This is a genomic window from Photorhabdus sp. P32, from assembly GCF_038085095.1.
Lineage (GTDB): Bacteria > Pseudomonadota > Gammaproteobacteria > Enterobacterales > Enterobacteriaceae > Photorhabdus > Photorhabdus luminescens.
On sequence record NZ_JAZGJN010000267.1, the window covers coordinates 1 to 19,516 of the forward strand.

The following is a 19,516-nucleotide window of genomic DNA, read 5'->3' on the forward strand; positions in this document are numbered from 1 at the left end:
TTTTGGGGAGTGAAAATTATATTTTTATTATGTTGGGTTAAATTGTTTCTTACATTTTTGCATTACGTGTAATTATATCAATTACTCTGGTTTTTATTTTGGTTTTATTTTTATGTCATTGATTTAAATGAATTATTTTAATTTTTAATCAATGAAAATTGAGTGTTTTTATATATTTTAAATTTTATTTTTATATGATTTTTATCGTATTTTTTCATCGAAAAATATTTTTATTTATAGTTAATTATTGTTTTTGTTTATTGTTTAATAAGGTTCTTTAATATTGTTGTTGATATTGTTTTCTTAATTTTATTGATAAGTGTAAATATGTTTTATCTATTTTTCGTAGAATTACATTATTTTATTAAGAAATTAATTGAGTTCGTGTAATTACTTAATGCTAGGATTATCATTGTGTTACGTCAATTCAGGGTAGGCTATAAATGTAAATGAATTTTTCTCTAGAAACACTTTATTACAAATTATTACTTATTGAAACATAAATTCTTAGTTCGGATGGAGAAAATAAGAGGCATCTCCTTTTGCCTCTTGGTTAATTTTCCTCTTGGCTAATTGTATTCAAAGTTCAGAACAGAGGTTGCCTTCAGTTCCCCTGCTACGATGTTTTGGGGAGCATAAACGTGGTAGTAAGCATTAAGGTCAATGGCAAAGTTTTTATCGATGACATTACCGGAGTTTTTGCTAAATAACAGTGTTGCACCGTGGGATGAGGATTGCGAAGCACTGAAAACTATCGGTGTTGAGTTACCTGGCTGAGAGACACGGATACCAACGCCTTTAGCGGCGCCTGCTTTGTTATCAATTAAAGTTCGATTGTCATTTGGCAGCAAATTATTACTGCTCAGGTAAGCTTTAACTGAACGCGAAGTTTTACCGTTTTGGAGATATTTGCATTCAAAGTTGAGGGTAAAAGGTGTTTCTCCTCTATCTGTTCCGTTAAGCAATCTACTGCGGTTGACTTTTGGTAGATTCACGGTTAATCCATCATTTAAGAAGTGACAAGTTGTATCTCTATGATTAAAAATCATTGTGACGGGTTGGTAATAGATATCTTCAGAATGTGTCGGCCACTCCCAGGTAAGAATAAAAGTCAGGAAATCGGTAGCGAAACGGAGAATGGCATCAAGGAGTCCTAAGTTGGTGGTATCCATCGCAATGACAGCGGTTTTTAATGTTGCAGAATTGCCGGAAAAGACATGAATATTACTACCACCGGGTCTGCCGCTCAGTAGCTTTACATTCAGCGTAAATTGGGCTTGCAATTTGCTGGCGGGATATGTGTCGTTACTGTTTCCCAGATTAATACTGTTGCCGGGAGAAAGATTCGTGATGGTCACTTCGGCATAATCTTTGCCGCCATTGAAGCCTAAGACGACTTTGTTTTTGGTAAAAGGCGAGCCATTAGCAACAGAATTTTGTTTCCATAATGAATTTCTTGTGCATGTAAAGTAGCCGGAATATTGGGTGTTGAGTATCCAGGTTGCATTACTGTTCAGGGTGAAATTATCTGTCATATCAACCGTGATTGCCGGTGCTGTTATCGCATATTTGGGTTGGCAATCTGCATAGGCTATGTTGCTGCTAAGACTAATTATAGCCGCCAGATACAATGATTTAAGATACAATGGCTTAAGTTTCATTATCTTCTCCCTTAACGGCAAATATTGGCGGTTGAGCCCATTTCAGGCTGTGGATCGTTTATTATGCAGTTCTTTTCGCCTAGCTGACCGATGCGGACATAAACTTGCGATGGTAATTTTTCTACTCGTAGGAAAACCATACTGCCCTGACCAACGTATCCCAAGCTGTTACCTTCTGAATCGACAATTTCAGTACCGAAAGGTAAAGGTTTACCATCAGCTTGAGCGGCGTAGAAAATAAAGGTTTTCCGCTGGTCTGTTTTAAATCCGAGGTGGGTAATCGCACCAGAATATGGCGCAACATCTCTGATGTTACCGATAAGTTCAGCGGCATCTTCCGGCACTTCGCTGGTATCTAGCATGATGGCGTTTTTGCGATAAGGAGAAAGATAAGGTATCAGCAACTTACCGCTGTTGTTTGTCACCATGCTTTTATCACCATTCACAGAAGCGTTTGCTGTGCCTGGCGCATCAATGATGGCGAAAGTTTCTCCAATCTGATTAGCAGCCAAAATTCCGCCTTGATAAGCAACTAAACTACCGGTTGCGCCAAGCCCGATTTGGCGGTACTCCTTGGATTGGCTATAAGAGCTACTCAATGTGGAAACGGATGTCTTATAGGTCAAATTTGCACTGGTGGTTGTCGACCCGCTTTTCTGATCTGAAATATTGAAGTGGTAATTCAAACGGTTGTTTGGACCTGCGCTACCGCTTAATCCCAAATCACTGTTGTTATAGTGACTTTCATTGATTGAGACATTACTGGTCAGATAGGCAGGGTAGTCAAACAACTCAAAAGGAATAGACAACATCAGATAATAGCGCTGCTCCTCTTTACTCTCTTTTTCATTGATATTGTACCGAACACGGCTTGCTGTCAGGGAATAATTGATTTTACCCAGACTGTTGGAATACCCCATTTGATACTCTCTACTTTTATTCTGGGTTCCCCAGTAATCACGGAATGTTCCCGAAAGAAAAAGCGAACCTGCACGACTACCAAGATGTTGGTTCAAATTGATATTGAAAGTATTTTTTTGATGAGAATAGTATTGTTGATTATATCCGTTGCTTATCCAGTCATGCAGATCAATCGCATCAATTAGGGTAAGATAATTTTTAGTTGAATAACGATAAGCCGCCAGAGAGAAATTTGTTTTTGTTTGTGAAACATAGCGGCTATAAGCTAATTTGTAGCTTTGGCCTTTCATGGTGGGGCTATTATCAAATTTGGCGCTGGACTGTGAAACGTCAATTGAGATAGCGCCAATGGGTAGATTAAAACCACTACCTAATAGTAGCGAGTAATAATCTTTACTGATAGTGGCGCCTGTATAGCCGGTCAGGATATTATTAAAACCATATTGATAGCTGGCTTGAAAAAAGTTTGGTTTATAACGACTGTTGGCAATATGTGTTTTGCCTGCACTGATATCATATTTGCCAAGACCTTCTTTCATCATATTAGGGACGGATGAAAAGGGGACGATAAAGCTGTTAATACGTCTGTCTGCTTCCGTCACTTCAACGAGCAAATCACCACCTGAACCTGTTGGTAAAATAGTATCGATGGCAAACGGCCCCGGAGGTACATTACCTTGATAAATAACAACATTATTTTGGATAATTTTTACCAGGGCGTTAGTCTGCGCAACTCCCCTGACGATAGGGGAAAACCCTTGCCAGGCATCGGGATACATGCGCATATCTGTTTTCAGATTGATACCTCGAAAGCGGAAAGAGTCGAATAAATCGCTTGATGTATAACTATCGCCAATACGAATTTCTGAATTAATTGATGAAATTCCCCGTTGCAGATAACGGGTATTGTTACTCCATTTATTACCATTTGAACGTGTGTAATGATAAGAAGATTGATCGCGTAATTGCCAGCCAAATAGATTCAAACCGCTATTAAGTGACACGTAAGCATTATCTTCATTTTCACGGTCGCGATCCTGTTTATTTCTATTTTGAGTACGGTAATAGTTGGCATTATAGGACAGCATAGCGCCGGGGATACCTCTGTCCCAGAATGCAGGATCGATATAGCCTTTTAGTTCGTTTTTGATATACGCTTGTGGGACAACCAGATGCAGACTAAGTTTAGGAACATCGAGATTAACGGTTCCTTCATGTATTATTTTAGTAAGAAGAATTTCATCTTTGGATAAGTTTGATTCTGATAATTGGTTTTTATCAATTTTTATACCTAACCTGGGAAGATCTTCATTGAGCAGGTAGATATCTCTGCCATCGTTCTGGATATTAATATCAAATCTTCCTTTCCAGTCATTATTCAGATATATGTCAATATCGTAACGGCCAGCGGGCAGTTCTGACGTGGAATAAAATCGGGATAAATCCGCTTTTGCAGATTCGCCGACCAGAAAATCGGTATTAAATGTTGCGGCATAGCATAAACAATCTGTATACAGCATTATGCCTATTATCAGAATTAACGGACTAACTTTTTCTTTTATCATGTTCTATGCTATGCCAATAATTTCACTATTGAAGTGGTAAAGTTAATTTATTTATAGCACCAAAATCATCAACAATAGCCAGAGTTAATTTGTCCCCAGCTTTTACTTTTTCATTGGTACTGAATGAATGAGAAGAGAACGGTTTTATAATTGTTCCTTCATTTAGTAAGTTAGGTTGAGTATCAGCAGCTTTAAGGCCGACGACATTCATAAAATAGGGGGATGAATTCTCCAATTTTAGTTGGTTGCCCTCACGTTTTAATGCAATATGTTGTTGGATCTGTTTCGGCGAAATAGACAGCTTGTCAGGCCGGTAGAAAAATTTGATCCGGGTACGAATAGCAATCTGCATAATGTTTTTGTCGCCAATGTTTTCTGCAACGGGCGGAATATCCAGGACATTTAAATAAAATAGCGATTCACGATCAGCAGGTAGGTTACTGTTGATGTACTTAATTCTTAATTGTTGCCCGTTATTGCCATCAATTTTGACAACTGGGGGGGTGAGTAAAAAGGGGACTTTAGCTGTTTCAGGCGTTGAATTAGGATCGCCATCATCTATCCAAGATTGTACCAGAGAGGGTTGGTCTCCTGCATTTAATAATTGAACCGATACCTCTTTATTATTGGCTGGATAAATAACACGTGTTGTATTAATAACGATGTTGGCATGAGCAGATAAAGTCGTTATCCCTAATAATATAGTTAAAAATAATTTCTTCATAACGTTATTTGTGCCAAATTAAATAAGCCTATTTAGATAAATAGGCTTTGTTTATTGTAGTAAGTAATTATAGATAAGTAACGTGATAAGTAACCATCGTTACTACTTTACCTGGATCTGCATCAGCAGTGCCTACTTTGTAGTATTTGGCGTAGAAATCAACAAGTTCAGTTGTTGGCGTAGAGCCTTTGATTCCTGTATCAAATGCTTTATTCAGCATAATCGGTGTGTTTTCGTCGGTGTGTTTAACAATCGCGATACCGACGTTTTTCGGTTTGCCATTTGCATGAAGTTCTTGGTTTATAAGATATTTCGCATCATTGGAAATGGTGTGTGATGATGAGAACTGGATTTTCAACATCGAGGTTGCCGGGTCAAAACCGGCGGCATTGGACTGGCAGTTAGAAAATTCCAGTGAAAATGATTTCTTACCAAAATCAATTAAGCCTTCCTTTTGACCGGCTTGAGTGACTGAGATAGGTTCCAATATAATCGACATATTAGCTGAAGAACCGCCGTTAATAGTACAAGTGGCATCAGTAACAGCGCCAGAGAAATGTAATGTGCCGCCAGCAGAATTATCTACTGCAACAGCAGAGCCTGTGGCAAAAATAAGTGCGGCGGTGGTTGATAACGCTAGTTTATTCATTTTTCCTCTCCAGGAGTAGGGATATCTTAATTGGCTTTATCAGGGGGTAAAGATAGGGGCCCTGAATCCCCCGATACATCAGAAAAATTAAAAAACAATGTTGGTTTTTGTCTTCAAAATTGATTTTATATTGTAAATTTAAAATAAAAATCAATATATTATACAATTGAAAGTATTTTAGTAACTTGAGTTTTGGTTGAATAAATCTAATTATTGCCAATATAAGTTATTATTTTTTCACTTAGATAAAGGTGTTATTGTTTATACATATTTATAACTTGGAAACATATATTATAGACGATTAAACCTATTTAAGAAGGGATTTTTGTTATTTAAGTTAAATTAAGAGTGAATGTCTGTCTTATCGATAAAAATAAGTGAAATACACAGTTTATGAGTATAATTTGGAATTATGTTCTGATTTTTATGTCTTTTTGAGATTTTATTTCTTTTTTGGTCTGTTTGGTTGATTAATGTTTTTGTGATTTTTTGATTTATTTTTTATATGTTGTGTAATATTAATTATTTTATATCAGTTGTTTATTGGTTTTTTATCTTTGTAAATATTTTAATACAATTTTTTTATCCGGTGAAATAATGCCTTGATAATGTGATTTTATCTTTATGATTTAATTTAAGTACAGTCGGTATAGTTTAGTTTTATTATAGGTAATGTTGAGTTTATATTATAACGTAACATTGTGGGAATAATAAATAATAATTGATGATATTTCAATTGGATTATTATTTGAGAAATAGTAATCTAAAATCTATTATATACTTTAACTCATAGTGTTATATTCATTCTTTCATTGAAAATATATGAATCAGTAATTCTCCTGTTGTTCTTTCGCTTTTTCTGCCAACTGCGGAAAATCAAGGGCAATCCAGTAACTTTCTGGTACAGGAAGATCTTTCATTTGGCGGCTAGGCCACAATTGTAATTCGGCCAATTCAGATAATTTGTAGCCAATATATTGTTGTGGCAGGGTAAGCCTGAGTGGAAATTGCTGTTCTGTCGGCGCCATATTAGGTGTGCGATCGCTGTGAATATGGAAATCACGTTGAAGGATTAAGCGTTTATCAGGTATACGGCGTTTGCTGTCCCACCAGATACCATCAACCTGTTCAAACATTTTCCGCGTTTCATCGGGGGATAAGGCTTCCAGTTCACGTAGTGCCGGAGGCAGAATGGCTTGCATTGATAGACGGTATTGTTTCATTGACGGCACTTGTCCTGCCAGTATTAAAGAGAGGGAAAGACGAGCGCCTAGTAGATTAGAGTAGAGATCTTCAGGAGAGAACGCAGATACTTTTTCAGAAAATCCCGGTACAGATTGATAACCATACCATTGGGCTATTTCATGCCATGCAGCAAGTTCAAAAGCCAATTTTACGGCTAGATAGGCAGTTAGGGTATAACGTTGTTCCATCGTTGCTGGTGGAGTGAATTGATAGAATTGGATACGGCGTAATGCCAATTCGCTGCTGAGTTCTATTTGCCACTCTTCTCCAAGACGAGGCCAGATTTGACTGAACAGAAAAACTGCATTATCAGCGGTATCCCGCACATGGGAAATATCAATAAATCCGCCCCGGCGGGTATATATCATCCCCACTTTTTCATTACTGATCCCTGTTAATGAAGCGACGGTACCAAAAAAGCTGTTGTTATAATTATGTGCGCCAAGATTATCGGCATCCAGCACATTACTTATGTGATAAAAAGGTACTGGAATGGTCAGTAATTCAGTTTTTAAATTATAGCCAAAAGCACAGCAAGCCCTTAATCCTTCGGGAGAGGGAATCGGAGTAAGAACCGGCCATGCGCGGGTTGCTTCGGCAGTTGTTTCACTATTTAAGTCAGGTTGTACCGGTGCGATTGAAGAAAAAGTTCCTTGGCATCCTGCAACTAACGTTAAAGCAGCAATCCATAAACGCAATTTCAAAACGCCTCTCCCACCTGAAAATAAAATCCATTGCTTTTTTTACCAATACCAAAGTCCAGTCTGACATTCATTTTAGGTTTGAATTCAAAACGATAGCCAGCGCCGATTGTGGGTAACCAGTTTTTTGAGCCAATATCTTCTGCATAATGGCTTAGGGTTCCCGCTCCTGCCCATAGAACAAATCCATGTCGCCAATTCAATTTGCGCCGATATTCCAATTGGGTGCTGATAACATTTTTGTCCCGATATCTACCTTCATAATATCCGCGCATCCGGTTGCTATTACCTAGCATTGACAGCATATTCCAGGGCACCTGGCCGTCAGTGAAACGACCATAACTATCAAATGCCAGTACAGATTTTTCATCTAATTGATAATAGGTGCTGTATTGCATATCAACGGCGTTAAACCGTCGGTCGCTACCTAATGCCGGGGAAAAATGGGTATAGGTAATATCAAGAACGTGTCCCTGATGAGCGTTAGGCAGAAAATCCCGGGTGTCATAGCTGAAATAGGTGCTGACGCCAGAACTCAATACGGATTGTCCATCCTTTTCCGCTGCGAAAAGCTTTTTGGCGCCGTTATCGGGGTCTTTGGCGTGTAATGATGAAAAATCCCAGCCGACGCCTAAATAGGTAGCGTTAGCAACTCGATAGAGTATTCTGGGTTGTAGGCGAAGTTCCTGCGAGTGATATTTTTCTTTGTGATCATTTACTTTACCTGCTTGATATCCTGTTCCCCAATAATAGGTGGGAACGTTGTTCAAGGTACCGGAAAGAAAAAAACGCCATTGATCGTCAGCAAAGAAATTGTAGTTATCAAATGTGAAGCCAAAGGCACCCGTTGAAGAGGTAAATCCATTCAGGGAAAGAGAAGAGATTTGGCTGGTATGGTCATGATCATCTGGTCGATAAAGACCAACGACAGCAACGCCGAGACCGGCACCTAACTCTGGCGTATAAAAAGGGCCGGGTAAAACGCCCCAGTCAATCGCTTTACTGCTGTCATAGGTATTACTGCCACCTAATTTTTCTAACCAGCCATCAATTTTTTCCCTGCTGAGTAGTACTTCGCCATATGAGGAATCAGAAATAAAAAGGCTGACTAGAGCCAGCCCATGTAAGGTACAGCGGATGTTCATTAGAAACGGAACTCACCTGAGATATAGAAGCTGTTACGTTTGTTAAAGCCAACTTCGGTCAGCATATTAAAGTTGCGTGTGACTTCCAGCCTTGCACCAACGGTATTATTCCAGCGAGATGCAACATGCTGTTTTACTTTGAATTTCATACTCTCATAATCGTCGAGTGCACTTACTAATTTGTCAAACGCGGGCGGTAAATTCAGACTACTAATATTGCCTTCAAATTCCTGAGTAATTTTTTGGTACATACCACCGGTCCATACCTGCAATTTGGTATTTCCTTGCCCTGGGATGATCGATGGGAATATAAACTCATAACCAATACGGGGCGTGACAACCAGAGCGCTAATTTTACCATCCAGAATATCCAGACTGGTGTAGGTATAGTTGGTATCAAGCGTACCAAACAACTGGTCGTAACCTCCTGCCAAGGTAAAACCACCACCATAGGTTTTACCTTTAAAATCTAATTCGAAAGGGACGTCTTTTATCGGCAAAGAAGCAGGGCCAGTGCCAAAGTCAATGGCGACACCTTCAATATTGGTTTTCGATGATCCTTTTGTCCAACCATAAACGCCATAAACATTCAGAAAAGGTAGAACCCAAGTATCTAGTTTGAGCATATGGGATTCATTCTTTTCTCGGGTTTTGCCTGTCTGGATATCCAGAGTATCTTCAAAGCCTGGGGTATCCGGTATAATGATTTTAATATCATCTACAATGATATTTTGTCGCATATTCATATAACCGTAACTGGCGCCAAACGGTTCCGGTAGGTCATAACCTTTAGCTCTGGCTTCATCACCCCAAATTGGGAGTACCCGTGATTCTTGCTTATTCGGTTTTCTGGATAAACTACCATCAGCAGTCGTTTGGTTTCCTCCTGACTGGCTGACAGAGAGAGAAAGAATTGGGCGGTCATCAGCGTAGCTATAAGGGATTGCCAAGCATGATGAAAGGACAGCTAACTTGCTAATATCAGAAAATTTTATGTCAAAAAATTTCATAATAGGAAGCTCGGTTTTGCGAGTAGGGAAATTAAAGTTTTCATTTAAGGCTATTGATTTCTCACCGTAATATTTAAAGCGCAACAAACCCGGCAAATTAGCACAACTCTTATAGATAAGAAATATCATAATATGCTGAAAAGTATAATTTTACTGTATGTTTAATGAGCGATCTTGTTTTTCTCAGGCAAAGATAGAAGCATCATGGTTATTACGCCACCTATTAATCCCCAGAATGCAGCGCCGACGCCAAGTAACGTCACGCCGGAAGCGGTGATCAAAAATGTGATTACTGCTGCGTCTCGTTGTTTTTCATTCTGTAGCGCTTGTAGCAAGCTGCCAGAAATGGTTCCAAGCAATGCTAATCCGGCGATAACATGAATAAGCGCAGTCGGTAGAGCGCTGAATAACATACTGATTGAGCCGCCGAACAGGCCCGCTATCAGGTAAAACACGCCTGCCACGGCAGCGGCCATATAACGGCGATTTGGGTCAGAGTGGATTTCCGGACTCATACAAATTGCGGCTGTAATAGCGGCAATACAGACGGAAAAACCACCAAAAGGTGACAAAATGAGTGAAATGAGCGCAGTCCAGCTTAGCAATGATGAAACAGAAACGGGATACCCTGCGGCTTTCAGTGTGGCGATGCCGGGCGCGTTTTGAGATGCCATTGTAACGATAAAAAATGGGATACCGATACTCAATAGCGAAGAGAGTGTGAAACTGGGGGCAATAAATTCAGGGGTAGCAAATGTGACTGTGGATTGTTGTTCAAAGTGAATATCTCCCTGTAAAGCGGCGATAATCAGCCCTGATAATAGTGTTAAGATAATGGCATAGCGGGATAAATATCTGCGTGCCAGAAGATACGTTAAACACATGCCGGCGGTCAGTACGAAGTTGACTGAAAATGAGGAAAAGGCATCCAAACCAAAGCGTAATAGAATGCCGGCCACCATAGCGGCGGAAAGTGCTTGTGGAATATAGTTTATCAACCGGGCAAACAGGCCGGTGATACCACACAGTAAGATCAGTGCAGAAGCAAAGATAAAGATACCAATGGCTTCATTGATTGATGTTCCTGGCAGCGTTGTCGCTAGGAGCGCCGCGCCCGGTGTTGACCATGCGGTCAGGACGGGTATGCGGTAATAAAGCGATAGTCCCAGAGAGCTGATACCCATCCCAAATCCTAGCATACTTAGCCAGCCGCCGATTTGTAGGGGGGTGGCGCCCGCAGCTTCAGCGGCTTGAAAGATAATGGCTGCGGAACTGGTATATCCAACTAAAACAGCGACAAATCCGGCGGTGATGGCCGGAAAAGAGAGGTCACTCAGGGAAATTGCATGGCGCATCGTGGTCTCCATTTAAATTATTTTGGTTAAAAGCATCTGAATTTGGCTATAATTTAGTTAACTATCAGCGTAAAACAAATTTATCTGTAGTGAGCTTCCTCGTATAAACTTTGATGACGATAATATGACGGTAGAACCTGCCAGAATTTCAAGTCATTTACTGTGATCGAAAAGGTAAGGATCGTAAAGACAAGGATCGCAACGGCAAATAAGTCATAATGAATTTCATTCGAAAAATTTGAAGCTAAAAATAACTATATTCTATAATTAATTCTTATAATTATATGGAGCCTGCTAAATGGAAAACTATGTTCGCCCTGTTTTAACGTTACCGGATAATGCGGAACGATTATTATTGCACTCTTGTTGTGCTCCTTGCTCTGGTGAAGTGATGGAAGCGCTGCATGCCTCTGGAATTGACTACACCGTTTTTTTCTATAATCCGAATATTCATCCAAAACGGGAATATTTAATTCGCAAAGAAGAGAACATTCGCTTTGCGGAGCAACACAATGTGCCGTTTGTGGATGCGGATTATGACAGCGATAACTGGTTTGAACGCGCTAAAGGCATGGAATGGGAGCCAGAAAGAGGGGTTCGTTGCACCATGTGTTTTGATATGCGTTTTGAGCGTACTGCTTTGTATGCTTATGAAAATAATTTCCGCGTTATTTCAAGCTCGTTGGGCATTTCCCGTTGGAAAAACATGCAGCAGATAAATGATTGTGGAAAACGAGCGGCAAGCCAGTATCCGGGAATTCAATACTGGGATTACAACTGGCGTAAGCAAGGTGGTTCAGCCCGGATGATTGAAATTAGTAAACGGGAAAGATTTTATCAGCAGGAATATTGTGGTTGTATCTATTCATTGCGTGATACGAATAAACACCGTAAATCTCAGGCGCGGGATATTATCAGGATTGGTGTTAAATATTATGGTGACGAAGATACCGAAGGTACTTGCTAAGCTTTTCACTTTAATATGTTGAGGGGGGGATTTCCCCCCTGAATTTACAGTTATGGCGTTGTCAAACTTGCGTCATAACTATTGCTGCGTGTAGTGGCTTCATGCTGAAAAACTCAGTGAGCTTTCTTTGCTTCTTTGCTTGCTGCCTTCTGGTGTGAGTGCTGTTTAGCTGTAGTTTTACCCGATTTCTTCTCTGCTTTGGTATTTGCCGTATGGGAAGAAGTCACTTTGGTATCCGAAGATTGGGTTACGGGGGTGCTAGGTGCAGCCAATACTGCGCCAGAGAATAACAGTGATAATACAGTTATAGATAAGCCTAAACGTGTCATGATAATTTTCCTGTGTTTTAACTTTGTTTCATTTGCTGGAATACATTTTGAGCAACTAACTAAGCTACGTGCTATTCCAGATCTGTCTTAACGCACAGTGAGTATACGGGCTTGATCATTAATTCAGCAATTTAAGATAATGCCTTTTTATAGGTTTTTATAATTCGTTGAAGAATCGTTGAAGTTTTTTGGCATAATTTGCCTGATAACAGAGAGCGTTTATTTAAAGCAATGGGTTTTCTATTAACATGTATACTCCGGGTTTTGCGTGTTGCTGGTGGTTCACTGTTCATTCATAAGCAGGTTTGCACAAGCTGTAATTAATTATTATTGCGAGTCTGCTTGTACACTATTTATAGCTTATAGGAACTAATGATGTTCTTAATGAAAATAAAATAAACGCAATTTATTTATGTTTTTGGTGAAATAATTTATTTTTTTAATTTCAATTATATTCATTAAAATAATCTTTCTAAGACTCTGGATATATATTAGGTGGGGATTGTAAATTATATGCAATGGTAATTTTCATTCAATTGCAGAAGGAAAGAGTTATCGCTAAAGTGTTACGCCTGTAGTAATTAATTAACATAAGTATAATCTAGTGGAATTATCATATAATAATATTTTTTTATTTAGATAGATTAGAAAGAAATATTATTACAACTAATTTCTAGGTCTTTTGTGGACAACGGAGAAAACTACACTATTATGAAATTGGCGCATTGAAATAATTAATGCCGATATATACCTTAATCGATTTCAAGATGCATCGCGACGGCAAGGGAGTGAATCCCCGGGAGCATAGCAAACTATGTGACTGTGGTGAGCAAGTGCAGCCAACAAAGAGGCAGCTTGAAAGATAACGAATATAACAGTTTAGTAACTACATCACAGTCTATAATAACAGACTGAACATATTAACGCTCTATTAGGGAAAAACTTATACCGTTCATGATGAAAAGGCAATGAGCTGTCATGGTAACTCATTGGCTGTAATCGGAAAAGTAATGTTAACCAAGTGGAGATAGATATATGTCTAAATACAAATTAAATCGATATTTATTAGCAGGTTCTGTATTGTGTTTTTTTATATCAGGAAATGTTATTGCCGCCAATCCTAAAATATCTGCATATTATCTGAGTGGGCCTGCTGCGCAGGTTGATACTAAAGAATATTATGCCAGCCTTGATAACTTTAAGAAATTAAGTAGAGATATTTCTAAGAATAAGAGTAACTTTAATACGTTGGTATTGTCTTTTGTCCAGCCTAGTTTTGTTAACTATGAAAAAAATAGCCTGAAATGTTCAGGATTGTTTGGTTATACCTGTACCTCAGATCAAATCATTAGCACAGCAGAAGCTGAAAATGCTAGGGCTGATTTTGTGGCATTAAAAAGTGCTATCGCTGATTTAAAATCTCATGGAGTGAGTACTTATATTGCCGTAGGTGGATGGAACTTTAGTTGTTACCCGAAAATTTATGATATAACCGCGGGCAAAAAGGATGCTTGTGGTAATGAACCCGGTGCGGTTTATGATATCTTCCCTAATCCCCTGACCAAAATTCCTCGATTTGACAGTACTATTACGGGTAAAGAAGCAGATAAGGCATATAGAAATATTGTCAATTTAGCTGCTGATTTGGGGGTAGAGGGAATTGATGTTGATTATGAAGAATTCTGGCATGCTGATATTAATGCAAAAAGCTGGAAATTAACCCCTGACTCAATCAGGGTTCCCCCTAATAACAGTGAAACGCTTATTACATCAACTTTAATAGCAAAGGGACTAGGCGGTTATGTTTATGATGCGTCAATGAATATTGTTCCTGGCGCAGAAAAAATTCCCCGCGCAATGCCGGCAACCGTGGATAAATTCGCCGCTATTTTAAAATCTTTTTACACTTCAATTAATGCAGTTAAACCATCGCTTAAACTAAGTACCGCAGGTCCTGCAACGGGAGGTATCCCGAATATGTCCGCTAACTGGGGAACCAATGCTAGGAATAGTGATATTTATGGCGGCGCCTGGTGGGGAGGCAATCTTTATGGTTTGATTTATAATACCGCTCTTAATTATCCCGATTTGATCAACCGACTCAGTTATATTGGTGTAATGACCTATGATTTAAGTGAAAAAGATTGTGGATTTATTGGCGGAGGTGAAACATATATTCCTTGTGACCTTCCTGGGCAAGTTAAGTATTATTATGGTCAATATATTAACTGGCTTAAATCAGGCAATGAAGTTGTTACCTTCCATGTCAAACTGAAAGGGGCGCGTAACTACGCTCAGGCATCAATTCAACCGCAAAAATTATTGGTTTTGCCGCCTATTACGGTTGGGTTTGAAGTTGGTAAACCCGCGACTGGTAATTTACCGCTCACGAAAACAGCGCTCAACAGCATATTAGATGGTACGATCAAATATGGTAAAACGGGCCTGATTATGTGGGATCTATTTAAGAATGAACGTTATGACGGTAGTAACTGGAAAGATGAGTGGGCAACGCCTAATGATCTTTTGTCTATTGCTTGCAAAAAAATAGGGCTGACAGGAGAGCATTATAATTGCGATAGCTCTGTCCCGACACCTGATCCGGCTTTTATCAAGAAAGAATATTGAGGTTAATATTTAAAGAGAGCGATGGAGCTTACCGGAAATATTGAATTTTCATAGTTGATTAGATACTGCCCCGCAATATACTGCGGGGCAACAGATAAAAATAGGTAAAACTATGGGTTTCTTGATGCTGTATCGTTTTCATCCTCGCTGACGATAAACCACGGGGTGTACAGTTTTTCTCGCAAATATTTCTTAGCGGTGATGACCTTATATTCCCGCCCCAATGGATCATAGAGGTGGGTATCGGCAAACAGATCATCTCGGGCGCTGTCATCACTAACGTAGCGCCAGTCATTCAAGAAATAGGGCTGGTAAGTACGTACCGGTTGGCCTTTGTCATCATATTCTGTACGACCGGAAACAGCCCATCGGGTGTCCGTGAGGGCGCTGACCAGAACGCCATTTACATCCACAACCAATCCGCCGTCTTCTTTACGTTGCCAGGCATCACCGGGTTCATGACGAACTGAACTCTGGAGTAACCGGCCAAAACCGTCACTAAAACTCACCGTCTGTTGGTGCTGCTGTTGCGGATCGTTATCGTAGCGGTCAGTGGTGATCCCCAATACATGTGGCGGTAAACGGGGAATACTTGCCAATAGCGAGATAAGTTGAATCGTTAGATTCTGATGACCAACTCCCCGTTTCCCGCTCAGCGCACATACTCTCCCATCTTCGGTAATCATATGAGCGGCACGCAGTTGTGCCCATAGCGCTGCTGCCTCTTCTTGTGATTGAGAAAGCTGAGACAAAGATAACGACGGCATCCAGCTATCAACTGCATAGACTAAACATTGGGCAACGGGGAGAGCGTCAGTTAATGCCAGCGCTTTATCTACGGAATCCGGTGGGGTAAAGGGCTGGTTCGAATAACCTGTGGCTTGTCCTGCCTCTGTACCCCAAAACCGGCTGGTGGTCACGCGACCTAGCGCATCCAGTGTTACAATATGTTGATTATCATTGATATCTGTCAGTTGTACCGGGGTCAGGAAACGATAATCGTAACGGGCTTGCGTCGTTAATCCAGCGGCATCCTGAGTCTGGATTATTACACAATGATGGGTATCCCAGGTCAGTGTAGCTTTCCCTGTCAGCAACGAGTTACGCTGAGCTTGAGGCCGCCAGAACTGTTTGGCATCACCGTAATCGGTATAGCCTTGCCGTGCTACCCATACTGGGCTTTCTGATCCGGTATTAAACAATCGCGCGACTTGCTGATAACCGGCCTGTATCAGTGTGGTATTCAACTCCTGTTCTTCAATTACGCCCTCATATGCCTGTAATGAGGTATCGTCCATCATGGCGGTTTCTTGAAATGCTACCAGAGCCTGTAATGTGGGCTTTTCTAGTGTGACTTCCGATTGACCGGCGGTATAAAACGTCTGTTGTTGCCCCAGATAAACGGCGGCTTTTTCATCTGCTAGCAGGCCATCTGCTTTCAGCAAGACTTCAAGAGAGATTCCTTCGGCCGGAATTTTGCTCCGATCATAAGTATAAACGTCACGACGTTGTGCATTTGGTAAGCCTAATCGCCAGTTTTCCCCGTCAATCAGGTGATGCCAGCTATTTTTTTGTCTCGCCAGACGTAATAGTTGTTGTTGGTCATCATAGCTGCTGTCAAACAGGGTTTCCGGCAGGGTAGGCGGGTAGGGATTTACTGCCGGTTTTTCGCGGCGCGGCCAGGCAATATCGACACTTTGCAGTGATTGACCAAAGATATCGTGTTGCAACCAGATACTCTGGCTGAACTGTGGATCACTGATGATACGTTCATAGTGATAGCTGCGATTTTCAATGGCAGTCACCCAGGCAGATAATTCGGTTTCTTTATCTACCGGAATAGAGCGTACCTGATAGCGCGATTCACTGACGGTATAAGGCGCCGTTTGCTTATCCGTTCCGTCCAGACCGTAGAGCTCACTGCGTAAAAGTTGGCCTTTAAGCGCCCGCGTCAGCCAGTTACGTTGTGTCTCATTGGGGGTAAATGCTTGGTCTGTCTGGTTGGCGTTATCCCAGACGGTATAACGGGTTTCAAATCCGCTATAAGCTTGAGTATCTGCTTGCCAATACTCCGTGGCTAATTGGCTGTCTACTTCATCTATCCCGGTGGCGAACCAGCTAATACTCAGTGACGGCGCCGCCTGTTCGGGGGCGGTGCCGTGAGAAAACGTTGTGGTATCGGTCTGTTTGACACAACCAAATCCTCTGAATTCCCGTTCTTTACCATCCCAAACGCCGTGGCTGTAGCTGACTTCACTGGTAAGTCGGTTACCGCTGATTTCATCCTGAATTTCGGTATGCCATAGCAGATGCATTGGAAATGGCAGATAACAAGCTGGGGATTTGCCTGCTTTGGCGAGCTGTAATTTCTCATCCAACCAGAATTGCGCGGAACTGCGATAATGCAGGGTGTGATGTGCGCCGCGGTTATTGTTCATCACATTCAACAACCAAGGTTTGGTCAGTGACAGGTCGCAACGCCAGTGATGCGGCGCTATATGCGGCACAGTCAGAATCAGGCTGGCTATTCCTAATCCCTGAATATCGGCGACTTGAAGTTGGCAAGTGTTGTCAAATTGTACGCCTTCTGGCAATGCTAATGTCAGTGGGGCATCAAACTGATTACCACTTTGATTGAGATAAATAAGCAAAGAGCCGGATTGCGCATAGATAAGGTCGGTGGTGCCGGAACCGTCGATATCCGCCAGAAACAGTCGTTCGGGATTGAAGCTATTTTCGGGCTGACTAAATCCCGGCAAGGTTAGTGGTTGACCGAAACGGCCATGTCCCAGATTAGGCCAACAGGTGACGCGATTAGCGCTGATTTCCACCAGATGTTGTTGACCGGAACCGAGCATATCACTGAAAGCCACCAATTTGCGGGCGTCGGTCCCAGTGACGGGCAGGGTGATACCTGTAGATTGGGGCACATCTTGTCCTTTATGCCAGCCGTTTCGTTGGTTGGCATACAGACGCACGCTTTTCGGCCCGATTAATACTAAATCGGATAAACCTGCCCCGGTAAGGTCAGCGAACTGAATGTTTGGATGAAAATATTCCACGGGCAAAGCATTGATTGGTGTAAAGTGCGTCCATTTTCCATTGGGCTGCTGGCTATGGTATCCGCGAATACCGGAGGCGGTGACTACCCAATCCAGTTGACCGTCTCCGTTGATATCCATCAATGAGGCGTTATCCTGCAAACTGGGTAGGGTAGGCAGTGGGGCGATTTTGTCGTAAGCGACGGCATTACTGTCTCCGCCTTCCTGACGTTGCGGAGCTTTATACCACCAAGCGCTGCGATCCTGATACAGCATACCCGGTAACCCTTCTCCCCGCAGATCAACCAATTGATAACGTTGCTGCGAGTTAAAATTATCTAATGCATCAAAACGTTGCCATGTCGGCATCTTCTCCAGATCAAACCGCTGCCAGGCTAATTCCAGTGGCGGCAAGGTGACTGGGCGGCCATCCGGTTCATGGCTTAATTGGCGGATGGTAATCAATGTGGTGACGCTGGCGTTTTTGTCATATTCCAGTATCAATCGTCCGACCAGTTCCGGCGTGTCATTAGCGCCGGTTTCTCCGGCCATGAGCGCGGTACGGTGAAACATCAGCACCTGTTGACATAAGCGGCGAGTACGCACTTCAAAACCGTATTCATAGCGAGAGAAGCTATCTGGACGTACCGACCATTGCGCTGTACCTGTATCCCATGCCGGTACGGTATGAAGTGAAGTATCTCGCTCACCGTGGTCAAAGACCAGATGAAACAGCCACTCTTCCGGTGCGGGAGGGGGGTTATCCAGTACGAACAGGCTGGTTTGAGGTTTGATGTTACCGTAGTTCACCTGTGTCAGATAACGCTGTGCGGTAGCATTGGGATGAGCTGTTTTTTCATTGTCGTCACAATGGGCTTCATCTTCGGCTCGGTATTGATAGCTGACATGTTCACCGGTTGGCGTCACGGTTTCTTCCAGCAACCACTGGGCGATTTGTTGGTCATTTTGCGGATTTGCCAGACAAGCCTGTGCGGTTTTCCCTAAGATGTGCAGTTGGCCGTCCGGTGACGATATTAGCCAGAAAGCGCGTCCTTCTTGACCGGAGGCAGGTTGCCAGAATTCGATCTTACTGAAATCCAGGATCTGACGGGCTTGATAGCGGGTCACGGTATAGGAGATTGGTAAGGTAACGCCTTGCAGCGTCTTAACGTCTTGACGAATATCAGGTTGCCCTTGGTCATTCAGGGCGATATTCATGACCTCGCCTTGTGGGGATAAGAATGTGTCGTCATTACCGTATTGTGGAATGCCATGTTGGGTGCGTCGGCTAATGGTCATGACGCCACATTGCCAGCCGATGCCGAAAGGCCCGTTACCTGCACTGTTGCTGTAAATCAGCGATAATCCAGGAGCAGTCCCTCTGCCCGTTGAAAGGGGCAATGGCAGAGACAGGGTGGCCATTCCATCAGGGCCGGCAGCATTCAGTGCTTCTCCCATGCCATTGATAGCGCCGCCGCCTTTGGGAAGTGACAGCGTTGTAATCGATACTTCTGGTGAATCCTGCATAAAGTACTCCTTAATAACAGGCCCCTAATAGGGACCTGTAATCGAAAA

At 41.8% G+C, this 19,516-nt stretch carries 12 protein-coding genes; 2 read left to right on the forward strand and 10 right to left on the reverse strand.

Annotated elements, in window-relative coordinates; translation table 11 throughout:
* Nucleotides 1–569 precede the first annotated feature (569 nt).
* From V2H77_RS12870 to V2H77_RS12905, 8 genes are all read right to left on the reverse strand, one after another.
* Entirely contained in the window at nucleotides 570–1,661 is a 1,092-nt protein-coding gene (locus V2H77_RS12870; RefSeq protein ID WP_341499111.1) for a fimbrial protein, read from the reverse strand.
* 11 nt (nucleotides 1,662–1,672) lie between these two features.
* A complete protein-coding gene (locus V2H77_RS12875; RefSeq protein WP_341499112.1) occupies nucleotides 1,673–4,147 on the reverse strand; it encodes a fimbria/pilus outer membrane usher protein in 2,475 nt (824 codons plus the stop codon).
* Between the two features lie 25 nt (nucleotides 4,148–4,172).
* A complete protein-coding gene (locus V2H77_RS12880) occupies nucleotides 4,173–4,871 on the reverse strand; it encodes a fimbrial biogenesis chaperone (protein ID WP_341499113.1) in 699 nt (232 codons plus the stop codon).
* Nucleotides 4,872–4,938: 67 nt separating this feature from the next.
* On the reverse strand, nucleotides 4,939–5,520 hold the full coding sequence (locus V2H77_RS12885; RefSeq protein WP_341499114.1) for a fimbrial protein: 582 nt from the start codon (nucleotides 5,518–5,520) through the stop codon (nucleotides 4,939–4,941).
* A gap of 827 nt (nucleotides 5,521–6,347) precedes the next feature.
* Complete coding sequence (locus V2H77_RS12890; protein WP_341499115.1) at nucleotides 6,348–7,469, reverse strand: DUF4056 domain-containing protein; 1,122 nt, start codon at nucleotides 7,467–7,469, stop codon at nucleotides 6,348–6,350.
* On the reverse strand, nucleotides 7,466–8,611 hold the full coding sequence (locus V2H77_RS12895; protein WP_341499116.1) for a BamA/TamA family outer membrane protein: 1,146 nt from the start codon (nucleotides 8,609–8,611) through the stop codon (nucleotides 7,466–7,468). The genes V2H77_RS12890 and V2H77_RS12895 overlap by 4 nt, the downstream gene beginning before the upstream one ends.
* Nucleotides 8,611–9,606, reverse strand: coding sequence for a hypothetical protein (locus V2H77_RS12900; RefSeq protein WP_445935490.1), 996 nt, complete (start codon nucleotides 9,604–9,606; stop codon nucleotides 8,611–8,613). Before V2H77_RS12900 ends, V2H77_RS12895 begins: the two co-directional genes overlap by 1 nt.
* A 176-nt stretch (nucleotides 9,607–9,782) precedes the next feature.
* Complete coding sequence (locus V2H77_RS12905; protein ID WP_341499118.1) at nucleotides 9,783–10,976, reverse strand: benzoate/H(+) symporter BenE family transporter; 1,194 nt, start codon at nucleotides 10,974–10,976, stop codon at nucleotides 9,783–9,785.
* A 298-nt stretch (nucleotides 10,977–11,274) separates the two neighbouring features.
* On the opposite strand from V2H77_RS12905, the gene V2H77_RS12910 reads away from it, so the two are divergent.
* Nucleotides 11,275–11,943: an epoxyqueuosine reductase QueH gene (locus V2H77_RS12910; protein ID WP_341499119.1), complete on the forward strand. Its 669-nt coding sequence runs from the start codon at nucleotides 11,275–11,277 to the stop codon at nucleotides 11,941–11,943.
* Nucleotides 11,944–12,056: 113 nt separating this feature from the next.
* Here the strand turns inward: V2H77_RS12910 and V2H77_RS12915 are convergent, their stop codons facing one another.
* The gene (locus tag V2H77_RS12915) at nucleotides 12,057–12,272 is read right to left on the reverse strand and encodes a hypothetical protein (protein ID WP_265380290.1); all 216 of its coding nucleotides are present in this window, start codon (nucleotides 12,270–12,272) and stop codon (nucleotides 12,057–12,059) included.
* A 1,035-nt stretch (nucleotides 12,273–13,307) separates the two neighbouring features.
* Here V2H77_RS12915 and V2H77_RS12920 point away from each other — a divergent pair.
* Complete coding sequence (locus V2H77_RS12920; RefSeq protein ID WP_341499120.1) at nucleotides 13,308–14,900, forward strand: toxin; 1,593 nt, start codon at nucleotides 13,308–13,310, stop codon at nucleotides 14,898–14,900.
* 110 nt (nucleotides 14,901–15,010) lie between these two features.
* On the opposite strand, the gene tcaC is transcribed toward V2H77_RS12920, so the two are convergent.
* Complete coding sequence (tcaC, locus tag V2H77_RS12925) at nucleotides 15,011–19,468, reverse strand: insecticidal toxin complex protein TcaC (RefSeq protein ID WP_341499121.1); 4,458 nt, start codon at nucleotides 19,466–19,468, stop codon at nucleotides 15,011–15,013.
* Nucleotides 19,469–19,516 lie beyond the last annotated feature (48 nt).